Below are 18,613 nucleotides of genomic sequence, written 5' to 3' on the forward strand. Positions count from 1 at the left end.
CCTTTTTTGAAGAATGAAAAAAAGATATAATGGAAAGCACGACTTTAATTCTGAATGCTTTCAGAATAAAGTAACACCCAAAAATTAACTCGTAAAAAAGTCGAAAACATTGCTAATTGCGCTCGTTTTGGTTTTGTAAAATTCCGTATACGTGCATCTTTCGCAAGTTACACTAGTATATTTCTGATTTTGAATATCAAAAATTTTTGAGAGTGTTCCTCCAGTTGCTCGTAATTCCCCAATTTTATATGTTTTACTCTCGCATTTTGGGCATGTATAGTTCCTTATTTGATCGCTCATAATTTATTGTATTTACTTATTAGATGATCAATTTACGAATTTGTTACAAAGACTCAATTGCTATAAAGTATTTTATGTAATTTTGTAACCTAATTTTTTCCTATAAATTTATGTCTGAAGAGAAAAAATCGCTCAATTTTTTAGAGCAAATTATTGAAGAAGATTTAACAAGTGGAATGTTAAAAGAAAATTTACGTTTTCGTTTCCCCCCAGAACCTAATGGATACTTGCATATTGGTCACACGAAGGCAATTGGAATTAGTTTTGGTTTGGGTGAAAAATACAGTGCACCTGTAAACTTGCGTTTTGATGATACAAACCCAGCAAAAGAAGAACAAGAATATGTAGATGCAATTAAGAAAGATATTTCTTGGTTGGGATATTCTTGGGCAAATGAATGTTATTCCTCAGATTATTTTCAACAGTTGTACGATTGGGCAATTTTATTGATTAAAGACGGAAAAGCTTTTGTAGATTCTCAATCTTCAGAAGAAATGAGAGTGCAGAAAGGCACGCCAACTTCTGTTGGAACAAATAGTCCTTTTAGAAATAGGTCTGTGGAAGAAAACTTGGAACTATTTCAAGGAATGAAAGACGGAAAATTTAAGGAAGGCGAACATACTTTGCGGGCAAAGATTGATATGGAAAGCCCGAATATGTTGATGCGGGATCCGATGATGTACAGAATTATGTTTAAATCTCACCACAGAACTGGCAGTGATTGGTGCATTTACCCAATGTATGATTGGACGCATGGCGAAAGCGATTATATTGAACAAATTTCACATTCTTTGTGTTCTTTAGAATTTAAGCCTCATAGAGAGTTGTACAATTGGTTCAGAGATAATGTCTATAACTTTAGCAAATCTGAATATCCTAATCCACCAAAACAACGTGAATTTTCTCGTTTGAATTTGAGTTACACAATTATGAGTAAACGTAAATTGTTAACTTTAGTTGAAAATGGAAATGTTACCGGTTGGGATGATCCTAGAATGCCAACAATATCTGGCTTAAGAAGACGTGGTTACACGCCAAATTCAATAAAAAGTTTTATAGAAACTGTTGGAGTCTCTAAACGTGAAAATGTAATTGATGTGGCGCTTTTAGAATTTAAGATTCGTGAAGACTTAAATAAGACTGCCAAAAGGGTGATGGCCGTTTTAGATCCTGTAAAAGTAATTATTGATAACTATCCTGAAGGTAAAGAGGAAATGTTAGATGCTAATTATAATGATTACGAAGAAGGTTTTGGAAGTAGAGAAGTTCCTTTTTCTAGAGAAATTTATATAGAACGTGAAGATTTCAGAGAAGAAGCAAATAAAAAATTCTTTCGATTAAAATTAGGTAAAGAAGTTCGTTTAAAAAACGCCTACTTTATTACAGCTACCAGTTGCGAAAAAGATGAAAATGGAGAAATTACAGTGATACACTGTACGTATGATCCGTTAACAAAATCTGGAATGGATACTGAAGAAAGCAAACGTAAAGTAAAAGGTACTTTACACTGGGTTTCTGTAAAACATGCTGTAAAAGCTGAAGTGAGAGCATATGATAGATTATTTTTAGATGAAGCGCCAGACTCTCATAAAGACAAGGACTATATGGAGTTTGTAAATCCGAATTCTTTAGAAGTAATTACTGCTTTTATAGAACCAAGTTTACAAACTGCTACAATTGGAGAACGTTTTCAGTTTCAACGTTTAGGTTATTTTAATGTAGATGATGATTCTACTGCAGAAAACCTAGTATTTAACAAAATTGTTGGCTTACGAGATTCTTGGGGAGGAAAATAAGATTTAATTGACAGTTAAAATTGGCAACTTTTAGCCTTACAATATTTTAAGTTTTAAGAACGTTAAAAAACCATCAAATTGAGCTTTCGTGAAGTCAAAATATTTTCGAAAGCAATTGATAAATGAATTGATAAAAAACTATTTAAAATTAGAAATTATGAAAAAATTAATCGTTTTAAGTTTATTGATTTTAGCTTCTTGTTCAAACAAAAAAGAAATAAAACAGGTAGCAGAGATTTCTTGTGGACAATGTCAGTTTGACCTAGATAGTAAAAACGGATGTGATTTAGCAATCAGAATAGATAACAAAGCATACTTTGTGGAAGGTTTTGAAATTGATGATTTCGGTGACGCTCACGATGAAAAAACTGGCTTTTGTGAAGTTATTAGAAGAGGAGAAATAACTGGACAAATAGAGAATAACAAATTTGTTGCATCATCTTTAAAGTTAATCGATTGATATAATTAATCAACTGATTTTTATCTTACAAATCTATACGTTGCCTTTATTAAAAAGGTATCTTGCAATTTATTATTTGTAATTTGATCTCGTAAACTTCTTGTTAAAGAATTTCTGGGATCATCAAAAGTTACCCCACCTCTTGCCCAAACAAAAAACAATTCAGAACCAGGTATATATTCCCATCTAGCCACTAAGTTTGTGCGAAATTGCACAAAAGAAAAATCAGGTTTATTAAAAGTATAATCTGTATTTCCGTCTAAGCTTTCATCAATATTATAGACATCGTTCATGAATGAAATTTGAGTTTGGCTATACATAGAAATTCTATCTTCTAGACGCGCAGCAGTGGATTGATTTACAAAATTAAAATTAGAATATCTTCCTCTGGAAATATAAGGTTGACCATAAAACTGAATAGACATATTTGGGTTAATACTATAATTTAAACGTAAAGTTGTTGATAAACTTTGATTATCAATTTCGCCCAAAATATATCTTTTTTGATTCCCAAAATCTGTTGTTGTTATATACTGAGTTTTATCAATAATTTTTTCAAACTCCGTGTTTAAGGAAATGCTTAAAGCATCAAAAGGTTGATAGTCTAATTTAAAAATATATTTTTTTAAATCATTTACAGTTTCTTCTGTTTTGCGATCTATATAACCCGCAGTAAAACTCATCTTTTTACTTTTATCTGATCCAAAGAAAAAATACAGAAAATTCTTATCAGCATAACGCCAGCGGGGACCACCTCTTAAATATGCATTTTCATAACTCAAAGGTTTATGTCCAAGACCTAATTCAGTTGACCAATTATTAATCCAGTTAACATTTACTTCCGCTTTATATTGCATATTATTTTGATTTCCTTGAAAATCAAATGTTGCATATTGTTCTAATTGAAAGTTAATATCTCTGTATGTTTTTGTAGGAATTTGCCATAAATATTGAATTTCTGAAAATTGAATTATTTCATCTGTTTGGCGCAAAAAACCAACATCATTTAATTCTAATTCTGGAGAACGCCAAACAACACCCATATTATATCGCCAATTTCCACCACCTTGTTTTCCTACTTCAATTCTACCTCCCGAGCCCGTTAAAGAAGTTCGAGTAGGATCTAATTCTACATGAGTAGCATCTACTCTCTGAAACAATCTAGCCATAGAAAGCTGGGTCTTTTCTATCGCTTCTTCACTTCCTAAAACATGACTCATTATTGCATTTCCTTCAATGTAGTAGCCTCTATTTCGCCATGTATGCCTAAAATCAATACCTCCAGAATAAGCCGCTTTATGCAATTCTGAAAAATTACCATCTAAATTTCTGTTTGTTGCTGTAAAAATTCCTCCAATAAAAGAGTTTCTTTCATTAAAATCCTTCTGAGCTCTCGCTACAAAAAAATTCGTTAAAGGCTCTACAATCTCCTCTCTTTTAGTCCCATTTACTCCTCTAATCTCTGCATATTCATTTGCAGTAACACTCTCTAGAACACCTATAGACCATCCATTTTGGGTTTTTCCTGAAAATTTTGCAGCGCCTAAAATCGCCGAATTAATTGGTTCTTTAGCATATTCTCCAATTGCTAAATTGGAGTTTCTGTGCGGATTTCGACCAATTCTTCTGCTGTAAAAAAGATTGTCTTGCCCGTTTGCGAACTCAAAATCAAAGATGTTTTTATTCTCTACAAAAAAAGGTCTTTGTTCATTAAAAAAAATCTGAAAGCCATCTAAAGCAATAGCTCCAGGGTCTGCTTCTACTTGGCCAAAGTCTGGATTGATAGTTAAATCTAAAGTCAAATCGTTTGTAATTCCAATTTTAGCGTCTAAACCGCCATTTATTTTGAAATCGCTTCCGTCTCTATAAGGGTTTCCTATTTCTGCAGGGTAAGAATCATATTGTACAACTGTAAAAGGCTGAATTTCCAATTGCTTTTGAGGAACTAAATCAATTAAACCATGTAACTCACCTGCTTCACTAATAAAACCTGCCTGATCATTTGGAATTCTTTGCCATAGAGACCTTTCGTTTTTCCTAAAAATAGTTCGATTTACATTGAACCCCCAAATCTGCTCTTTCATTTTCCCAAAGCGCAATTGACTAAAAGGAATTTTCATTTCTGCAGTCCACCCTCTCTCATCGACTTTTGCATCTGTATACCAAATTGGGTTCCAACTATCGTCCCAATTACTTCCGTTACCCGTAGCTATTTCCTCACCTTTTACCCCTGCAGCAGTGGTGGTAAATACAAAAGCAGTTCTTTTATCATGATAACTATCGATAATAACATTTACCCTATCTCCTGCAAAACCATCTCTTCTCGATAATCGTTGTTGAATTAATTCTGGATTGTCATCAAAAGCTCGAATAGCAATGTATAAATACTTTGCATCATGCATAACTTTAAATTGAGTTTGATGTGTTGGTTCAGTTCCTTCATCTGGAGTTTTTTCTATAAAATCTGAAGACCACTCCACAATATCCCAAGCTTCTTCGGAAATACCTCCATCAATAATTGGTGTTTTTACCAATTTTTTAGTAGTGTAAATTCTCTTCTGAATTTTATTCAACCTAATTTCTTGTGCAGTTGCATTAACCCCACAAAAAATAATAAATACTAGTATTGAAGTAAAAAATTTCATTGATTTTTAACTGATTTTATCATTGAGAATAACCTATTTATTTGCGCATCAAAAATAGCTTTCTATTTTCTTAAGAATATGTTAATTATTCCTAATAAAAACGTTCAATAAAAAAACTAAACACCTATTTGCCAAACAAATAAATAGTACTATATTTGCACTCCTTTTTTAAGGAAAATGAAATTATTAATTAAACAAAAACTAATAGTGTAATTATGAACACATTAAGTTACAAAACAGTATCAGCAAACAGCGCTACCGTAAACAAGGAGTGGGTTTTAGTTGATGCGGACGGGCAAACGTTGGGTCGTCTAGCTTCTAAAGTAGCAAAGCTAATTAGAGGTAAATATAAACCAAACTTTACTCCTCACGTAGATTGTGGAGACAACGTGGTTATTATCAACGCAGAAAAAATTGTTTTAACTGGTAACAAATGGAGAGACAAATCTTACATTCGTCACACAGGGTATCCAGGAGGACAAAGATCGTTAACTGCAACAGAAATGTTCGAGAAAGATCCTACAAGATTGATCGAGAAAGCAGTTAAAGGAATGTTACCAAAAAACATTTTGGGAGCAGCACTATACAGAAACTTATATGTATATGCAGGAACTGAGCACAAACACGCGGGTCAAGCACCTAAAGCTATTAATCTTAACGATCTTAAATAATGGATACAGTTCACAAAATAGGTAGAAGAAAAACGGCTGTTGCTCGTATTTATCTTACAGACGGTAAAGGGAACATTACTGTAAATAAAAAAGACTATAAGGATTACTTTACAACAGGTACTCTGCAGTATAAAGTACAACAACCTTTAATGTTAACAGAAAACTTAGAATCTTATGATATCAAAGTTAATGTTTACGGTGGTGGAGTTACAGGACAAGCAGAAGCAATTCGTTTAGCAATTACACGAGCATTAGTTTCTATTGATGCAGATCACAGAATTATTTTGAAACCAGAAGGTTTATTAACACGTGATCCAAGAATGGTTGAACGTAAGAAATTCGGTCAGAAAAAAGCACGTAAAAAATTCCAATTCTCGAAACGTTAATAGTTTTTACGATCACCTTAAGCTTCGTCGAAAGGTGGGTAAATTATTATATCGAGAACTGTTATTATTACATACAATTAATATTAAACAGTTTAGTATCTAAATATATAAGACTCCTAAAAGACTACTTATATATTGATTTCAAAACAGAAAGTAAACACATTTAAAAAATGGCAAACGTAAACATACAAGAATTATTAGATAATGGTGTGCATTTTGGACACCTTACTAGAAAGTGGAATCCAAACATGGCTCCTTATATTTATACAGAAAGAAATGGTGTACACATCATTGATTTGTATAAAACTGCGGCTAAAATAGAAGAAACTTCAGAAGCTTTAAAAAAGATTGCAAACTCTGGACGTAAAATTTTATTTGTTGCTACTAAAAAACAAGCAAAAGATATTGTTGCAGAAAAAGCAAAAGCAGTAAACATGCCTTACATCACAGAAAGATGGCCAGGTGGTATGTTAACGAACTTTGTAACTATTAGAAAAGCTGTTAAAAAAATGGCTCATATTGATAGAATGAAGCAAGATGGTTCTTTTGATGCTTTATCTAAAAGAGAGAAATTACAAATTAATCGTCAGAGAGAAAAGTTAGAAAAGAATTTAGGTTCAATTTCTGACATGACTCGTTTACCTGGTGCATTATTTATAGTTGACATCAAGAAAGAGCACATTGCTGTGGCAGAAGCTCAAAAATTAAACATTCCAATTTTTGCAATGGTAGATACAAACTCTGATCCAAGATTAGTTGATTTTGTAATTCCTGCAAATGATGATGCTTCTAAGTCTATAGACAAAGTATTATCTTTTGTTACCGATGCAGTTGCAGAAGGTTTATCAGATAGAAAAGCAGACAAAGAAAAAGTAAAAGTAGCGAAAGAAGTTGCAGCTCCTAAAGCGGAAAAAGCATCTCCTAAAGTTGAAGAATCAAAAGCTGAAGTTACTGAAACTCCTGCTAAAGAAACAAAATAATTATAACTTTTAAAATATAAAATAACATGGAAACAGTAAAAGTAAGTGCTGCTGATGTTAAAAAATTAAGAGAAGCTACTGGAGCTGGAATGATGGACTGTAAAAAGGCATTAGTTGAAGCTGGTGGTGATTTTGATAAAGCAATTGATATTTTGCGTAAAAAAGGTCAAAAAATTGCTGCTAAAAGAGCGGATAGAGAATCTACCGAAGGTGTTGCTGTAACAAGAATTAATGATGCTAAAACTTCAGGTGTAGCAATCGTTTTGGCTTGTGAAACTGATTTTGTTGGGAAAAATGATTCTTTTGTAGCCTTAGGTGGTCAATTCGCAGATATCGCTTTAGATTATGACAGTAAAGAATCTTTCTTAGCTGCTGACTTTGGTGGAATGACAGTTGCCGATAAATTAGTTGAACAAACTGGTGTTATTGGAGAAAAGTTAGAAATCACTGCCTTTGAAAAAATCGAAGCTGCTTATGTTGGTGCGTATACTCATATTGGTAAAATTGCTGCTTTAGTTGGTTTATCTGCTGTTGTAGATAATGCTGAAAACTTAGCAAAAGATTTAGCAATGCAGGTAGCATCTATGGGAGCAACTACGTTGTCTTACAAAGATTTTGACCCTGCTTTTGTAGCTGCAGAAACTGAAGCTAGAATAGCAGTGATTGAAAAAGATAATATTGAATTAGGAAGATTGGGTAAAACATTGAAAAATGTACCTCAATATATCTCTATGTCGCAATTATCTGATGAGATTTTAGCAAAAGCTGAAGAAGCTGCTAAAGCTGAATTAGCTGCTGAAGGAAAACCAGAAAAAATCTGGGATAGAATTTTACCAGGAAAAATGGAAAGATTCATTTCTGACAATACGACTTTGGATATGGAACAATGTCTTTTAGATCAATCTTTTATTAAGGATGAAAAGAAAAACGTTGCACAGTATGTTAAAACATATGGAGATGTTTCTGTAAGTGCTTTTAAAAGAGTTACTTTAGGATAATAATTTATCTTTTAACACACTAAAAACTGTTAAAAGCAAATAATAAAAAAGGTAGTAATTTAAAAATTACTACCTTTTTTTATGTCTAAAATTCTGACTGAATATTTCGTTTAGAAGTTATTGTGAACGCAAAACAACCTTCAAAGAATTGAATTACATTTTTTGCAACCAAGTCTTTACGGCCACTTCAGCTTGTATTATTTCTTTTAAGTCCACAATTGCAACTCTTTTTTGATCCATTGTATCTCTATGTCTTATCGTAACACAGTGATCTACCAAAGTGTCATGATCTACTGTAATGCAAAATGGTGTTCCAGCGGCATCTTGACGCCTATAACGCTTACCAACAGCATCTTTTTCGTCATAATATACGTTGTAGTCCCACTTTAAATCCTCCATAATTTTACGCGCAACTTCGGGCAAACCATCTTTTTTCACCAATGGTAAAATCGCTGCCTTAAAAGGAGCCAAAACTGCTGGTAATTTTAAAACTGTCCTTGTTGTTCCGTTTTCTAATTCTTCTTCAATTAAAGAATTTGAGAAGACTGCTAAAAACATTCTATCTAAACCAATAGAAGTTTCTACTACATAAGGTGTATAACTTTTATTTTCCTCATGATCAAAATACTGTAATTTCTTACCTGAATGTTTCTCATGGGCTTTTAAATCGAAATCTGTACGTGAATGAATTCCTTCTAACTCTTTGAATCCGAAAGGAAAATTAAACTCAATATCGGCAGCTGCATCGGCATAATGTGCTAATTTATCATGATCATGAAAACGATAATTCTCTGCTCCCATCCCTAAAGATAAATGCCATTTTAAACGCGTTTCCTTCCATTGCTCATACCAAACTTTTTGAGTACCTGGTTTTACAAAAAATTGCATTTCCATTTGCTCAAACTCACGCATTCTAAAAATAAATTGCCTAGCAACAATCTCATTTCTAAATGCTTTACCTGTTTGTGCAATTCCAAAAGGAATTTTCATTCTTCCTGTTTTCTGAACATTTAAGAAATTAACAAAAATTCCTTGTGCTGTTTCTGGACGTAAATACAAATCCATAGCAGTCTCAGCAGATGCGCCAAGTTTTGTACCAAACATTAAATTAAACTGCTTAACATCTGTCCAATTTCTAGAGCCTGTTAAAGGGTCTGCAATCTCTAACTCTTCAATTAATAGCTTAACATCTGCTAAATCTTCGTTTTCTAAAGACGCACCCATTCTTGCTAAAATTGCCTTTATTTTTTCCTGGTATCCAACAACTCTTCCACTTGTAGCAAGAAACTCTTCTTTATTAAAAGCATTACCAAAACGTTTTGATGCTTTAGCCACTTCCTTATTTATTTTGCCTTCAATTTTAGCACAATAATCTTCAATTAAAACATCTGCTCTATAACGTTTTTTAGAATCTTTATTATCTATTAAAGGATCATTAAATGCGTCTACGTGACCAGAAGCTTTCCAAGTAGTAGGATGCATTAAAATTGAGGCATCGATCCCCACAATATTCTCATGCATTTGCACCATTGCTTTCCACCAATAATCTCTAATATTTTTCTTTAGTTCAACTCCATTTTGAGCATAATCGTAAACCGCGCTTAATCCATCATAAATTTCAGAAGACTGAAATACATAACCATATTCTTTTGCATGCGATAAAACTTTTTTAAACTGATCTTCTTGTTTTGCCATAATGAGGGCAAAGATACGTGTTTGCTAAAGTTTTTCAAGAAAATTTATTGGACTTTTTTACATCGATAAATAAATGCTGGAGGAATATTTAAAGGTTCAAATTCTACTGAAATAGACTCTCGAAATACTTTTTTCACTTTTTTAAAGTAACTTAAACTATATTGATATTGAATAAATGAGCCGTTATCCTCTAAAACCTCAAAAGCCTTCAACAAAATTTCCTCTGACACTTCTTTAGGAAGTATGGTTAATGGTAAACTAGAAATAATATAATCTACTTTCTTAATATTTAACTTTTTCAATTCATCTGCAATTTTTCCTGCAGAAACATTTAATACAATTAATTGTGGATGTTTTTGCTCTTTTAATTGACTGTAAAAATTATTATTAATTTCGAAACAAATTAATCTTGCTATAGGTGATAATTGTTCTATAATATACTTTGTAATCGCACCATTTCCAGGCCCCAACTCAACAATAACCTCTGCTTGAGAAAAATCAATCTCTCTTAACATTCTTTTTGACAAAAAACTTGAACTTGGCATAACAGTGCCTAATGTTTTTAAGTTTTTTAATGCTTCTTTGAAAAATTTTATTTTGCTAGACAAAGGTAATCTCTTATTTATTAAGTATATTACTTAAAAATTGTTACGTAAAGATGAGACTTTTAAAAGACTTATTCTATATTTTTTATCCAAAACTATGTGCTGTTTGTGAACAAAAACTAGTAGAAAATGAAACTACTATTTGTACACTTTGCAGACACGACTTACCACTAACTAATTTTCAGGATTTTAAACAAAACAAAATTTCAGAAAATTTTTATGGCCGGTTTTTAACAGAAAATGTATTTTCTTTATTTTTTTTTAGAAAAAAAGGAATCACAAAAAAAATAATTCATGATTTAAAATACAAAGGTAATGAAGAGATTGGCGTTTTCTTTGGTAATTGGTTGGGGGAAATTTTGAGTGAAAATAAAGGATTTAAAGAGGTAGATTATATAATTCCTGTGCCTTTACATCCAAAAAAATTAAAAGAAAGAGGCTATAATCAAGTAACAAAATTTGGTGAAACTTTGAGTAAACAACTAAATACACAATTTCTAGAAAATTATTTAATCAGAATCTCATCGACCAAAACCCAAACTTTTAAAGCTCGTTTTGAGCGTTTCAATAATATTGGCACAAAATTTCTTTTAAAAAATCCTGAATTTTTTAATCATAAACATATTTTATTAATTGATGACGTGATCACAACCGGTGCAACTTTAGAAGCATGTGCAAAAGAATTTTTAAAATCTAAGGACTGCAAAATAAGTATTTTAACCATGGCGTATACAGAATAGATTTTATGAATTTATATTCAAAAATTAATTGTTAATTTGTATCTAAATTATTTTTTGTGAGAATAGTGTATAGATTTCTTTTTTTATCCGTGTTACTTATTTTTGTTACGAACTGTGCCAGAACGGGTAGACCAGAAGGTGGGCCAAAAGATGAAGACGCTCCTTTGTTTATTACTGCAAAACCACCTTATGAAAGTGTAAATTTTAATAAGAAAGAAATTAAAATAGACTTTAATGAATACATTACATTAAAAAATTTAAATACAGAATTGGTAGTTTCACCTCCAATGAAAAATCCTCCATTAATTTCTCCCCAAGGTGCGCCTAGCGAATTTATAAAGATTGAAATTATTGATACTTTAAAACTAAATACAACTTATACTTTTAATTTTGGAAATGCAGTAGAGGATCATAATGAGGGTAATAAATTAGAGAATTTTAAATATATATTTTCTACTGGAACTTACATAGACTCTTTAACTACCTCCGGAAATATAAAAGATGCAAAACTTTTTGAAACGCCTAAAAATATAAACGTTTTATTATACAGAATAGACAGCTCTTTTAATGATTCTATTGTATATAAAAAGAAACCCGACTATATCACAAACACACTTGATACAATAAATTTTAAATTTACAAACCTTAGAAAGGGAAGGTATTTAATGTTGGCTTTGCAAGAATCTTTGAACGATTATATTTTTAATCCAAAAACTGATAAAATTGGTTTTCTTACGGACACCATTCAATTACCCAAAGATAGTATTATTACAAAACCCATCATTTTATTTAAAGAAGAACAACCTTATCAATTTAAAAGGGGAAAAGAAATTACCAAAGGAAAAATAGAATTTGGTTTTGAAGGTCCTGGTAAAAATATGCAAATAAAAATACTTTCTAAAGTTCCGGATGATTTTAAAAGTGTTTCTAAATTCGAAGTTGATAAAGACACCTTAAACTTTTGGTTCACTCCTTTCGAGGCAGATTCCTTAAATTTTGTAATTGCCAATAATAAATTTTCAGATACGTTAACGGTGAAATTGAGAAAGAAAAAATTAGATTCTTTAGTAATGAAATCGTCGACAAAAAGTATTCTTCATTTTAGAGATACTTTCTTTTTAACCAGTAATAACCCTATTGTAAAAATAGACACAAGTAAAGTAAGTTTTTTTAACAAAGATACAATTGCTATAAACTACAACACTATACCTTCTAAAAAAGAGAATAAAGTTGGATTTATTTTTGATAAAAAACCAAAAGAGAAATACCTTTTTACAGCTTTACCCGGTGCCTTCAATGATGTTTTCTCTGTTAAAAATGATACATTAAAATATAGTTTTAGCACCAAAGAAATTGATGACTACGGAAGAATCACTTTAAAAGTAAACAACGTAAATTCTAAAAATTTAATTATTGAATTACTTTCTGGAAAAAAGCAAGATAAAGTTATAGAACGTCAATTTACTGCAACTTCAAAAGGTGTCGTTTTCGATTTATTACAACCTAAAAAATATACTATACGAGTTATTATTGACGAAAATAAAAATAATAAGTGGGACACAGGAAATTATCTAAAAAAGCAACTCCCTGAAATTATTTTGTATCATAAACAAATTAATAATGCTGAATTAAGAGCCAACTATTTTCTAGAAGAAAGTTTTATTATTGATTGATTATAGACATTTAAGAAAAAAAATGTTCTACGAGCTATTAAATAAAATATAAAATAACCTGAAAAATTAATATTCCTAAGTCTTTTTAGACGACACTATTTTTTCGTTTTTAATGATTTAACGCTTGTTCTAAATCTGCTAATAAATCTTCTACATCTTCAATACCAACACTTAGTCGTATTAAAGAATCCGTAATCCCTATTTTTAAGCGTGCTTCTTCTGGCATGGATGCATGCGACATTGTTGCCGAATGATTTACCATACTTTCTACACCTCCTAAAGATTCCGCTAACGTAAAGAATTTAATGCTTTCTAAAAATTTAAAAGTAGCTTCTCTACTGCCGTCTTTTAAACGGAAAGAAACGACTCCACCAAAATCCTTCATCTGTTTTTTAGCCACTTCATGATTTGGATGATCTTCTAAGCCAGGATAATAGACGGCCCCAATCTTAGGGTTTTTCTTTAAAAAACTAGCTACTGCGCTAGCGTTTTCACAATGTCTTTGCATTCTAACATGTAAAGTTTTTATACCTCTTAATGCTAAGAAAGAATCCATAGGTCCTGCAATAGCCCCAGCGGCAAATTGAATAAAATTTAATTCATCAGCTAATTTTGCTTCTTTTACAATTAAAGCACCCATTAACAAATCTGAATGTCCTCCTAAATATTTTGTTACAGAATGCATTACAATGTCTGCCCCTAAATCTAAAGGCCTTTGTAAATATGGTGTTGCAAATGTATTATCTACAGCAATTAAAATGTCTACATTGACTTCTTTTACTGCAGAACAAATTGCTTCGATATCAGCAATTTTCATTAATGGATTTGTTGGTGTTTCCAACCAAACTAATTTTGTTCTTTCTGTAATTTCTTTTAATATATTTTCTCCAGAATCTATATCTACATAGGTAAACTCTAGTCCGTATTTTTGGAATAGTTGTGTAAACATTCTGTAAGTTCCTCCATACAAATCGTTTCCTGCAATAACTTCATCGCCAGGATTTAGTGTTCGGAGAACACAATCTATTGCTGCCAAACCAGAAGAAAATGCAAAACCATGTGTTCCATTTTCAATAGAAGCAAAACTATCTTCTAAAGCAGTTCTCGTTGGGTTTGCCCCTCTTGAATAATTGTATTCTTGTGCTACCCCAAAACTAGATTGTTTATAAGTAGATGTTTGAAAAATTGGTGGAATTACTGAGCCTGTAGCTTCTTCGTGTTTTTGTCCTCCTTGGATAGTTTTTGTATTGAATTTCATTTTTTAAGTCTTACAAATTACAAACTATCAAAAAATAGTTTTCAAATTATTTTGTGAATTTTTTCATAATACCTAGAACAGCTATTTTATCTTTTGGCCAGATCAATGTTTCAAAAAGTAAACAATAAATAAAATCTATGTAAATATTTATAATTCTAAGTGCATAAAAAAGTAATCCATATAAATTATATGAATTTTTTGATAGCTCTAATAATTCCATAGTGAATGCCCTCATGAAAATTATTAAATGCGATTGCCGTTTCTATCGAGCTTAAAACGAAACCCGTACTTGTTGGATAGTCATTATAATTCTCAAAAATACCTGCTTCGAAATCTTCTTCTAAAGTATCTGGCAAACCCATCAATAGTTCTTTCACTTCGTCAAATTCTTCTACCGTGAAAATTTTAGTTGGTGCAGTTCCTTTTTTATAATCGTCAATTAAATTATCCGGACACAAACAATTTAAATCTGAAAATTTGTAATGCAACAATTGTTGTGTAACTACTAAATGCGCTACATTCCAAGCTATATTATTCTTAAATCCTTCAGGAATCTCATGAATTTGATCTAGGGTTAACCCTTCTAGTTCTTTTAAAATAAGCTCTCTAGATTTTCGTAAAATATCAAATTGTATTTTCATTTTTATGTGTAATTTTGAAGTGTAAATATAATCCATAAAAATGAAGAAAGTATATTTTTTACAAACTTGTGATACTTGCAGAAGAATTCTTAAAGAGGTAAATACTGATGGTTTTGAGCGTCAAGAAATAAAGGCAAATAACGTTTCAGTTTCTCAACTAGATGAAATGCACCAACTTTCTGGAAGTTACGAAGCGTTGTTTAACAAACGGGCAAAACTCTATAAAGCTATGGATTTAAAAAATCAAATATTGTCTGAAACTGATTATAAACAATATATTTTAGATGAATATACGTTTTTAAAACGCCCTGTTTTTATTTTAAATAATGAAATTTTTATTGGAAATAGTAAAAAAGTTGTTCAAGACTTAAAAGAGAAAATCGGCTAAACCTTCTCTTTCTTTAAGTTTTATTTTGATGAAATTTTTACATCGGAAGAAGAAAATACTGCCGCCAACTCATCTTTAGTGATTTTTGTTTTTAAACCGAATAAAACAAGTTTATCATTATTACTATTGGCTCTTATAATAATTTCTGTTATAAATTTATTTTTTTCAATAAAAAAGAATTCTGCTTTACCTTCCTTATCTTTAACGCGAGCCAAAGTTTTTAATCTGTTTTTTCTTGTAAACTTTTTAAAATTCTTCGATACGGTATCATCTTCATTATCAAAAACCATTAACTTGAAGTTGCTCGATTTTTTAATTAAACTTGTCAAACTCTCTTCATCTTCATCGTCTAAAAAGGAACCTGCCAATGAAGTTGATAAATTGATTGAAAAAGCTGATTTGTCCTTATTTACTTTATAGAATTTTTTAAAAGCTTCTTCTTGAGCAGATACAGTTATTATAAAAAAAGCAGAGATAATTACAGTAAGTCGTTTCATTTTATTCGTTTTATTTTTAGACGATTACAAAAAGACTTTGTTACATTATTTATTTTCCGCTAACCAGGTTTTAGTTCTTAATTCTGCATTTTCTCTAATATCCTGCCAAAAAAGATTAATATCACCAACATGATAATTTTTCATAAAAGACATAAAAAATCGCATTGGAAATTTAGGGTTTGTACTCCAAACCAATCCATCTGTAATTTCTATTTTTAATACATTTTTATATATCTTTTTATTAGAATATAAAAACCCCTTGTGTTCATATAATTCTGTAGTTTTTGCATCGTCCCAAGTTATAGGATTTGTTGTAACACTACCTTTATAAACATCTCTTTTCTTCGGATAATTGCCTTTCTTAAATGTATTCCAACCAACAAAACCTCCTATTTCATTTGGTTTTGTCATTGGCTTTAAAGTTGAAAACAAATCTGATTTTAGGACTGTACCAACAATATATGCCGCTATCAATTTTTCTTGCAAAGGTTTGTTATCAAAAAAATCTCTTAATAAAAATTTGGCATGTGTAGAACCTTGACTGTGACTTGCAATGATAATTGGTCTACCTTTATTGTAGTTTTTTAAATAAACTTCAAAAGCTTTTTTAACATCAGAATAGGCTAAAAGCAACGCCTTATCTCCTCCGTTTTCTAACATCTTATAAGAACGTAAATGTGCTTGTCTATAATAAGGAACGTACAATTTACCTGAAGTTGCAAATGCAGAAGCTTGAAATAATACCGCTTTGTTTAAAACTTTATTCTGCTGCTCAATATCCTCTACAGGAACATTCCAACGTAAATCATCATCCTCTGTATTTAAAGTTGGATACACATAAAAAACATCTGCTTGTAAAGTATCTATTTCTTTAGAAGTAAATTCTTTTAATTCTCCAAAAGAAGAATTTGGTAAAACTGCCCAATTTTTCTCATTATTATAATTAGGTTTTAAAGGAATGTCCTTTTTCGAAAATCCCTGAATTTTGTGGGTTGATTTACATCCCACTAAAACTATAAAAAACGCCAAAAAGAATATTTTTTTTACCATAATTTATAAAGTTCTATTAAATTTTGTGCTTCTTTTTTTGCACTCCAATTTTGTGCAATTTCTTCTCTTCCTTGTTTCCCCAAATGTGAAATTTGATTTTTCATCAATTTAAATAAAAGTAGCTCTAACGCCGGAGAATTTCCTGCTTCAAACAAATACCCATTTTTACCATTTGTAATTAATTGGGAATGAACTCCTACATTTTTTGTGGCAATTACTGTGCATTCACAAGACATAGCTTCGGCAGTTACTAAAGAAAATCCTTCAGAAAAACTTGGAGCGACAACAATTTTTGCTGCTTGATAATAAGAAATAATATCTCTAGTTTCATCAGCAAAATAAACTTGATTTTCTATTTCATGTTTTTTTGTAATCGTTTTTAATTCTTCTAAAAATAGAGGCTTATCAACTTTACCAACAATAACTAATGCCCAATTTTTTTGCTCTTTTAGAACCTTGGCAGCTTCGAGCAAAACAAGTTGACCTTTTGCTTTTCTTACTCTTCCTGCATTTAAAATAACATTGTCTTGTTTAATCTTTTCTAGCCTTTTTTCTGGATTTGGCACAAACTCTTCAACTCTAACCCCATGAGCAATAAGAGTATTATCAATCCCTAAATTAGTGCTCATACTTTTAATGAGCGTAATTACTTTATCCGCTTTTTTAAGCAAATATTTTGTGAGCCCTGAAGGCACAGTTTCTGCGTGCCTAGTTGCAATCAATTTGAATTTTGCACCTAAAAAACGATACCATAGCATTCCTATAATTTCATTATTTCTATGACAATGTACGACTGTTTTTAAATCAGAAAATAGTATTGATTTTAATTTTGAAGTGGTAATTTTATTTCCATCAATATTTGAACCATAAACATATGTTTCAAAATCATCATCAAAAAAAGGAAGTACATTTTCTATACTTCTGGTTACTCCAGTTTTACGGCGATGAAAATGTGTATGGATTAAAACGGGTTTCAAAATTAGAAATTAATTATTATCAATTAAATTTTTGTACGTAACCTAAATAGCAAATAGAATTAAGCAAATTTACGTTCTATAATTTCTAAAAAACGGTTTTCTAATTCTTCATGTTCAGACCAATTATAGTCTGGCTTTATCATCTTATTGATAAATTGTTTTGCTTCTTTTTCTGACTTAAAAGTGTTTAATTGAGAAATTACTCTGTTATAATCTTCTTGCTGATTATTAAAAAGATTTTTTACAAAAATAATTCGGTCATTTAAACCAATTTGAATATTATTAACCAATTTATCATTTAAAGATTTTGGTTGGGCATTTTCAAATAAATCTGCCATTACATCAACCGAAATTATGTCTTGTAATTCTTCCTCTAAGCTTTTTGTTTTATTTACTTCAATATTTATAACCTCATTTATATGCTCTGTTTCATTTTCAGAGAATATAATTTCTTCTAATTCATCAAAAGGTTGCTCTAAAATTTCTTCAATTTCAGATTCTTCTTTAGGCGTATCAGCAAGATCATAGACTATCTTTTCTCCATCTTCAACAACCTCGTTAGAAGTAACTTCTTCAAAAATAGAAATATCTTTTGACACAAAACCTTGTGCCACTTTTTCTATTAATTCTTCTTTTGATTCTTTTAAATTTGGTGTTGTATTTACATATTCTTCAACAAAAGCAAGCATAGATAGTTTCTCATAAATCTCTTTAGATTTTTGTTTTAAGGCAAACACATCTTTTTTATTTTTCATTTTTAAAATACTGTGCGCCAAACTCATTAAGTCTGATTCTAATTTTTTGTGCATAAGTTGTTAATTGAAGTTATTTTTTACAGCTAAATATTGCTAAA

General features: G+C 30.8%; 19 protein-coding genes. 9 read left to right on the forward strand and 10 right to left on the reverse strand.

Annotated elements, in window-relative coordinates:
* Positions 1-84: 84 nt before the first annotated feature.
* Positions 85-300, reverse strand: coding sequence for a zinc ribbon domain-containing protein (locus tag BLT88_RS13340; RefSeq protein WP_091955385.1), 216 nt, complete (start codon positions 298-300; stop codon positions 85-87).
* Positions 301-410: 110 nt separating this feature from the next.
* Between BLT88_RS13340 and BLT88_RS13345 the strand changes: the two genes are divergently transcribed.
* Positions 411-2,096, forward strand: a complete 1,686-nt coding sequence (locus BLT88_RS13345; protein WP_091955387.1) for a glutamine--tRNA ligase/YqeY domain fusion protein — start codon at positions 411-413, stop codon at positions 2,094-2,096.
* Between the two features lie 157 nt (positions 2,097-2,253).
* A complete protein-coding gene (locus BLT88_RS13350; protein WP_036787941.1) occupies positions 2,254-2,556 on the forward strand; it encodes a DUF6370 family protein in 303 nt (100 codons plus the stop codon).
* 20 nt (positions 2,557-2,576) lie between these two features.
* Here BLT88_RS13350 and BLT88_RS13355 read toward each other — a convergent pair whose 3' ends face one another.
* Positions 2,577-5,201 carry a DUF5916 domain-containing protein gene (locus BLT88_RS13355; RefSeq protein ID WP_091955389.1) on the reverse strand — a complete coding sequence of 875 codons (2,625 nt, stop codon included), beginning with the start codon at positions 5,199-5,201 and terminating at the stop codon, positions 2,577-2,579.
* 215 nt (positions 5,202-5,416) lie between these two features.
* Here BLT88_RS13355 and rplM point away from each other — a divergent pair, with 215 nt between their 5' ends.
* From rplM to tsf, 4 genes are all read left to right on the forward strand, one after another.
* The gene (gene rplM / locus BLT88_RS13360; protein WP_036782661.1) at positions 5,417-5,872 is read left to right on the forward strand and encodes a 50S ribosomal protein L13; all 456 of its coding nucleotides are present in this window, start codon (positions 5,417-5,419) and stop codon (positions 5,870-5,872) included.
* Positions 5,872-6,258, forward strand: a complete 387-nt coding sequence (gene rpsI / locus BLT88_RS13365; RefSeq protein WP_036782658.1) for a 30S ribosomal protein S9 — start codon at positions 5,872-5,874, stop codon at positions 6,256-6,258. Before rplM ends, rpsI begins: the two co-directional genes overlap by 1 nt.
* A gap of 170 nt (positions 6,259-6,428) precedes the next feature.
* Positions 6,429-7,238 (forward strand): 30S ribosomal protein S2, encoded by an 810-nt coding sequence (gene rpsB, locus BLT88_RS13370; RefSeq protein WP_091955391.1) that lies wholly within the window; start codon positions 6,429-6,431, stop codon positions 7,236-7,238.
* Positions 7,239-7,264: 26 nt separating this feature from the next.
* Entirely contained in the window at positions 7,265-8,236 is a 972-nt protein-coding gene (gene tsf, locus BLT88_RS13375; protein WP_036782650.1) for a translation elongation factor Ts, read from the forward strand.
* Positions 8,237-8,389: 153 nt separating this feature from the next.
* Here the strand turns inward: tsf and BLT88_RS13380 are convergent, their stop codons facing one another.
* Entirely contained in the window at positions 8,390-9,931 is a 1,542-nt protein-coding gene (locus tag BLT88_RS13380; RefSeq protein WP_091955392.1) for a glycine--tRNA ligase, read from the reverse strand.
* A gap of 44 nt (positions 9,932-9,975) precedes the next feature.
* Positions 9,976-10,539: a class I SAM-dependent methyltransferase gene (locus BLT88_RS13385; protein WP_091955395.1), complete on the reverse strand. Its 564-nt coding sequence runs from the start codon at positions 10,537-10,539 to the stop codon at positions 9,976-9,978.
* A 50-nt stretch (positions 10,540-10,589) separates the two neighbouring features.
* Here BLT88_RS13385 and BLT88_RS13390 point away from each other — a divergent pair, with 50 nt between their 5' ends.
* Complete coding sequence (locus BLT88_RS13390; protein ID WP_091955397.1) at positions 10,590-11,276, forward strand: ComF family protein; 687 nt, start codon at positions 10,590-10,592, stop codon at positions 11,274-11,276.
* 89 nt (positions 11,277-11,365) lie between these two features.
* Positions 11,366-12,949 (forward strand): Ig-like domain-containing protein, encoded by a 1,584-nt coding sequence (locus BLT88_RS13395; protein WP_231960013.1) that lies wholly within the window; start codon positions 11,366-11,368, stop codon positions 12,947-12,949.
* A 109-nt stretch (positions 12,950-13,058) separates the two neighbouring features.
* On the opposite strand, the gene BLT88_RS13400 is transcribed toward BLT88_RS13395, so the two are convergent.
* Together BLT88_RS13400 and BLT88_RS13405 are read right to left on the reverse strand one after the other, a co-directional pair.
* Positions 13,059-14,207: a cystathionine gamma-synthase gene (locus BLT88_RS13400; RefSeq protein ID WP_091955401.1), complete on the reverse strand. Its 1,149-nt coding sequence runs from the start codon at positions 14,205-14,207 to the stop codon at positions 13,059-13,061.
* A 185-nt stretch (positions 14,208-14,392) separates the two neighbouring features.
* Positions 14,393-14,848, reverse strand: coding sequence for a DinB family protein (locus BLT88_RS13405; protein WP_036787939.1), 456 nt, complete (start codon positions 14,846-14,848; stop codon positions 14,393-14,395).
* 40 nt (positions 14,849-14,888) lie between these two features.
* On the opposite strand from BLT88_RS13405, the gene BLT88_RS13410 reads away from it, so the two are divergent.
* Complete coding sequence (locus BLT88_RS13410) at positions 14,889-15,236, forward strand: arsenate reductase family protein (protein WP_091955404.1); 348 nt, start codon at positions 14,889-14,891, stop codon at positions 15,234-15,236.
* 20 nt (positions 15,237-15,256) lie between these two features.
* Here BLT88_RS13410 and BLT88_RS13415 read toward each other — a convergent pair whose 3' ends face one another.
* Genes BLT88_RS13415 through BLT88_RS13430 form a run of 4 tightly spaced genes read right to left on the reverse strand, consistent with a single transcriptional unit; the run spans position 15,257 to position 18,515 of the window.
* The gene (locus BLT88_RS13415) at positions 15,257-15,733 is read right to left on the reverse strand and encodes a DUF4252 domain-containing protein (RefSeq protein WP_091955407.1); all 477 of its coding nucleotides are present in this window, start codon (positions 15,731-15,733) and stop codon (positions 15,257-15,259) included.
* A 45-nt stretch (positions 15,734-15,778) separates the two neighbouring features.
* Positions 15,779-16,783, reverse strand: coding sequence for a DUF3089 domain-containing protein (locus BLT88_RS13420; protein ID WP_091955408.1), 1,005 nt, complete (start codon positions 16,781-16,783; stop codon positions 15,779-15,781).
* Positions 16,777-17,760, reverse strand: coding sequence for a glycosyltransferase family 4 protein (locus BLT88_RS13425; protein ID WP_091955411.1), 984 nt, complete (start codon positions 17,758-17,760; stop codon positions 16,777-16,779). The genes BLT88_RS13420 and BLT88_RS13425 overlap by 7 nt, the downstream gene beginning before the upstream one ends.
* A gap of 59 nt (positions 17,761-17,819) precedes the next feature.
* Positions 17,820-18,515 carry a hypothetical protein gene (locus BLT88_RS13430; RefSeq protein WP_231960015.1) on the reverse strand — a complete coding sequence of 232 codons (696 nt, stop codon included), beginning with the start codon at positions 18,513-18,515 and terminating at the stop codon, positions 17,820-17,822.
* Positions 18,516-18,613 lie beyond the last annotated feature (98 nt).

This window comes from Polaribacter sp. Hel1_33_78, assembly GCF_900106075.1.
Lineage (GTDB): Bacteria > Bacteroidota > Bacteroidia > Flavobacteriales > Flavobacteriaceae > Polaribacter.

Bases quoted from the DNA above. Each gene is read 5' to 3' on its own strand.
- BLT88_RS13350 (WP_036787941.1), top strand. From the start codon at position 2,254: ATGAAAAAATTAATCGTTTTAAGTTTATTGATTTTAGCTTCTTGTTCA.
- BLT88_RS13400 (WP_091955401.1), bottom strand. From the start codon at position 14,207: ATGAAATTCAATACAAAAACTATCCAAGGAGGACAAAAACACGAAGAA.
- rpsB (WP_091955391.1), top strand. From the start codon at position 6,429: ATGGCAAACGTAAACATACAAGAATTATTAGATAATGGTGTGCATTTT.
- BLT88_RS13405 (WP_036787939.1), bottom strand. From the start codon at position 14,848: ATGAAAATACAATTTGATATTTTACGAAAATCTAGAGAGCTTATTTTA.
- BLT88_RS13420 (WP_091955408.1), bottom strand. From the start codon at position 16,783: ATGGTAAAAAAAATATTCTTTTTGGCGTTTTTTATAGTTTTAGTGGGA.
- BLT88_RS13415 (WP_091955407.1), bottom strand. From the start codon at position 15,733: ATGAAACGACTTACTGTAATTATCTCTGCTTTTTTTATAATAACTGTA.
- rpsI (WP_036782658.1), top strand. From the start codon at position 5,872: ATGGATACAGTTCACAAAATAGGTAGAAGAAAAACGGCTGTTGCTCGT.
- BLT88_RS13380 (WP_091955392.1), bottom strand. From the start codon at position 9,931: ATGGCAAAACAAGAAGATCAGTTTAAAAAAGTTTTATCGCATGCAAAA.
- BLT88_RS13410 (WP_091955404.1), top strand. From the start codon at position 14,889: ATGAAGAAAGTATATTTTTTACAAACTTGTGATACTTGCAGAAGAATT.
- BLT88_RS13430 (WP_231960015.1), bottom strand. From the start codon at position 18,515: ATGAAAAATAAAAAAGATGTGTTTGCCTTAAAACAAAAATCTAAAGAG.
- rplM (WP_036782661.1), top strand. From the start codon at position 5,417: ATGAACACATTAAGTTACAAAACAGTATCAGCAAACAGCGCTACCGTA.
- BLT88_RS13345 (WP_091955387.1), top strand. From the start codon at position 411: ATGTCTGAAGAGAAAAAATCGCTCAATTTTTTAGAGCAAATTATTGAA.
- tsf (WP_036782650.1), top strand. From the start codon at position 7,265: ATGGAAACAGTAAAAGTAAGTGCTGCTGATGTTAAAAAATTAAGAGAA.
- BLT88_RS13340 (WP_091955385.1), bottom strand. From the start codon at position 300: ATGAGCGATCAAATAAGGAACTATACATGCCCAAAATGCGAGAGTAAA.
- BLT88_RS13355 (WP_091955389.1), bottom strand. From the start codon at position 5,201: ATGAAATTTTTTACTTCAATACTAGTATTTATTATTTTTTGTGGGGTT.
- BLT88_RS13390 (WP_091955397.1), top strand. From the start codon at position 10,590: ATGAGACTTTTAAAAGACTTATTCTATATTTTTTATCCAAAACTATGT.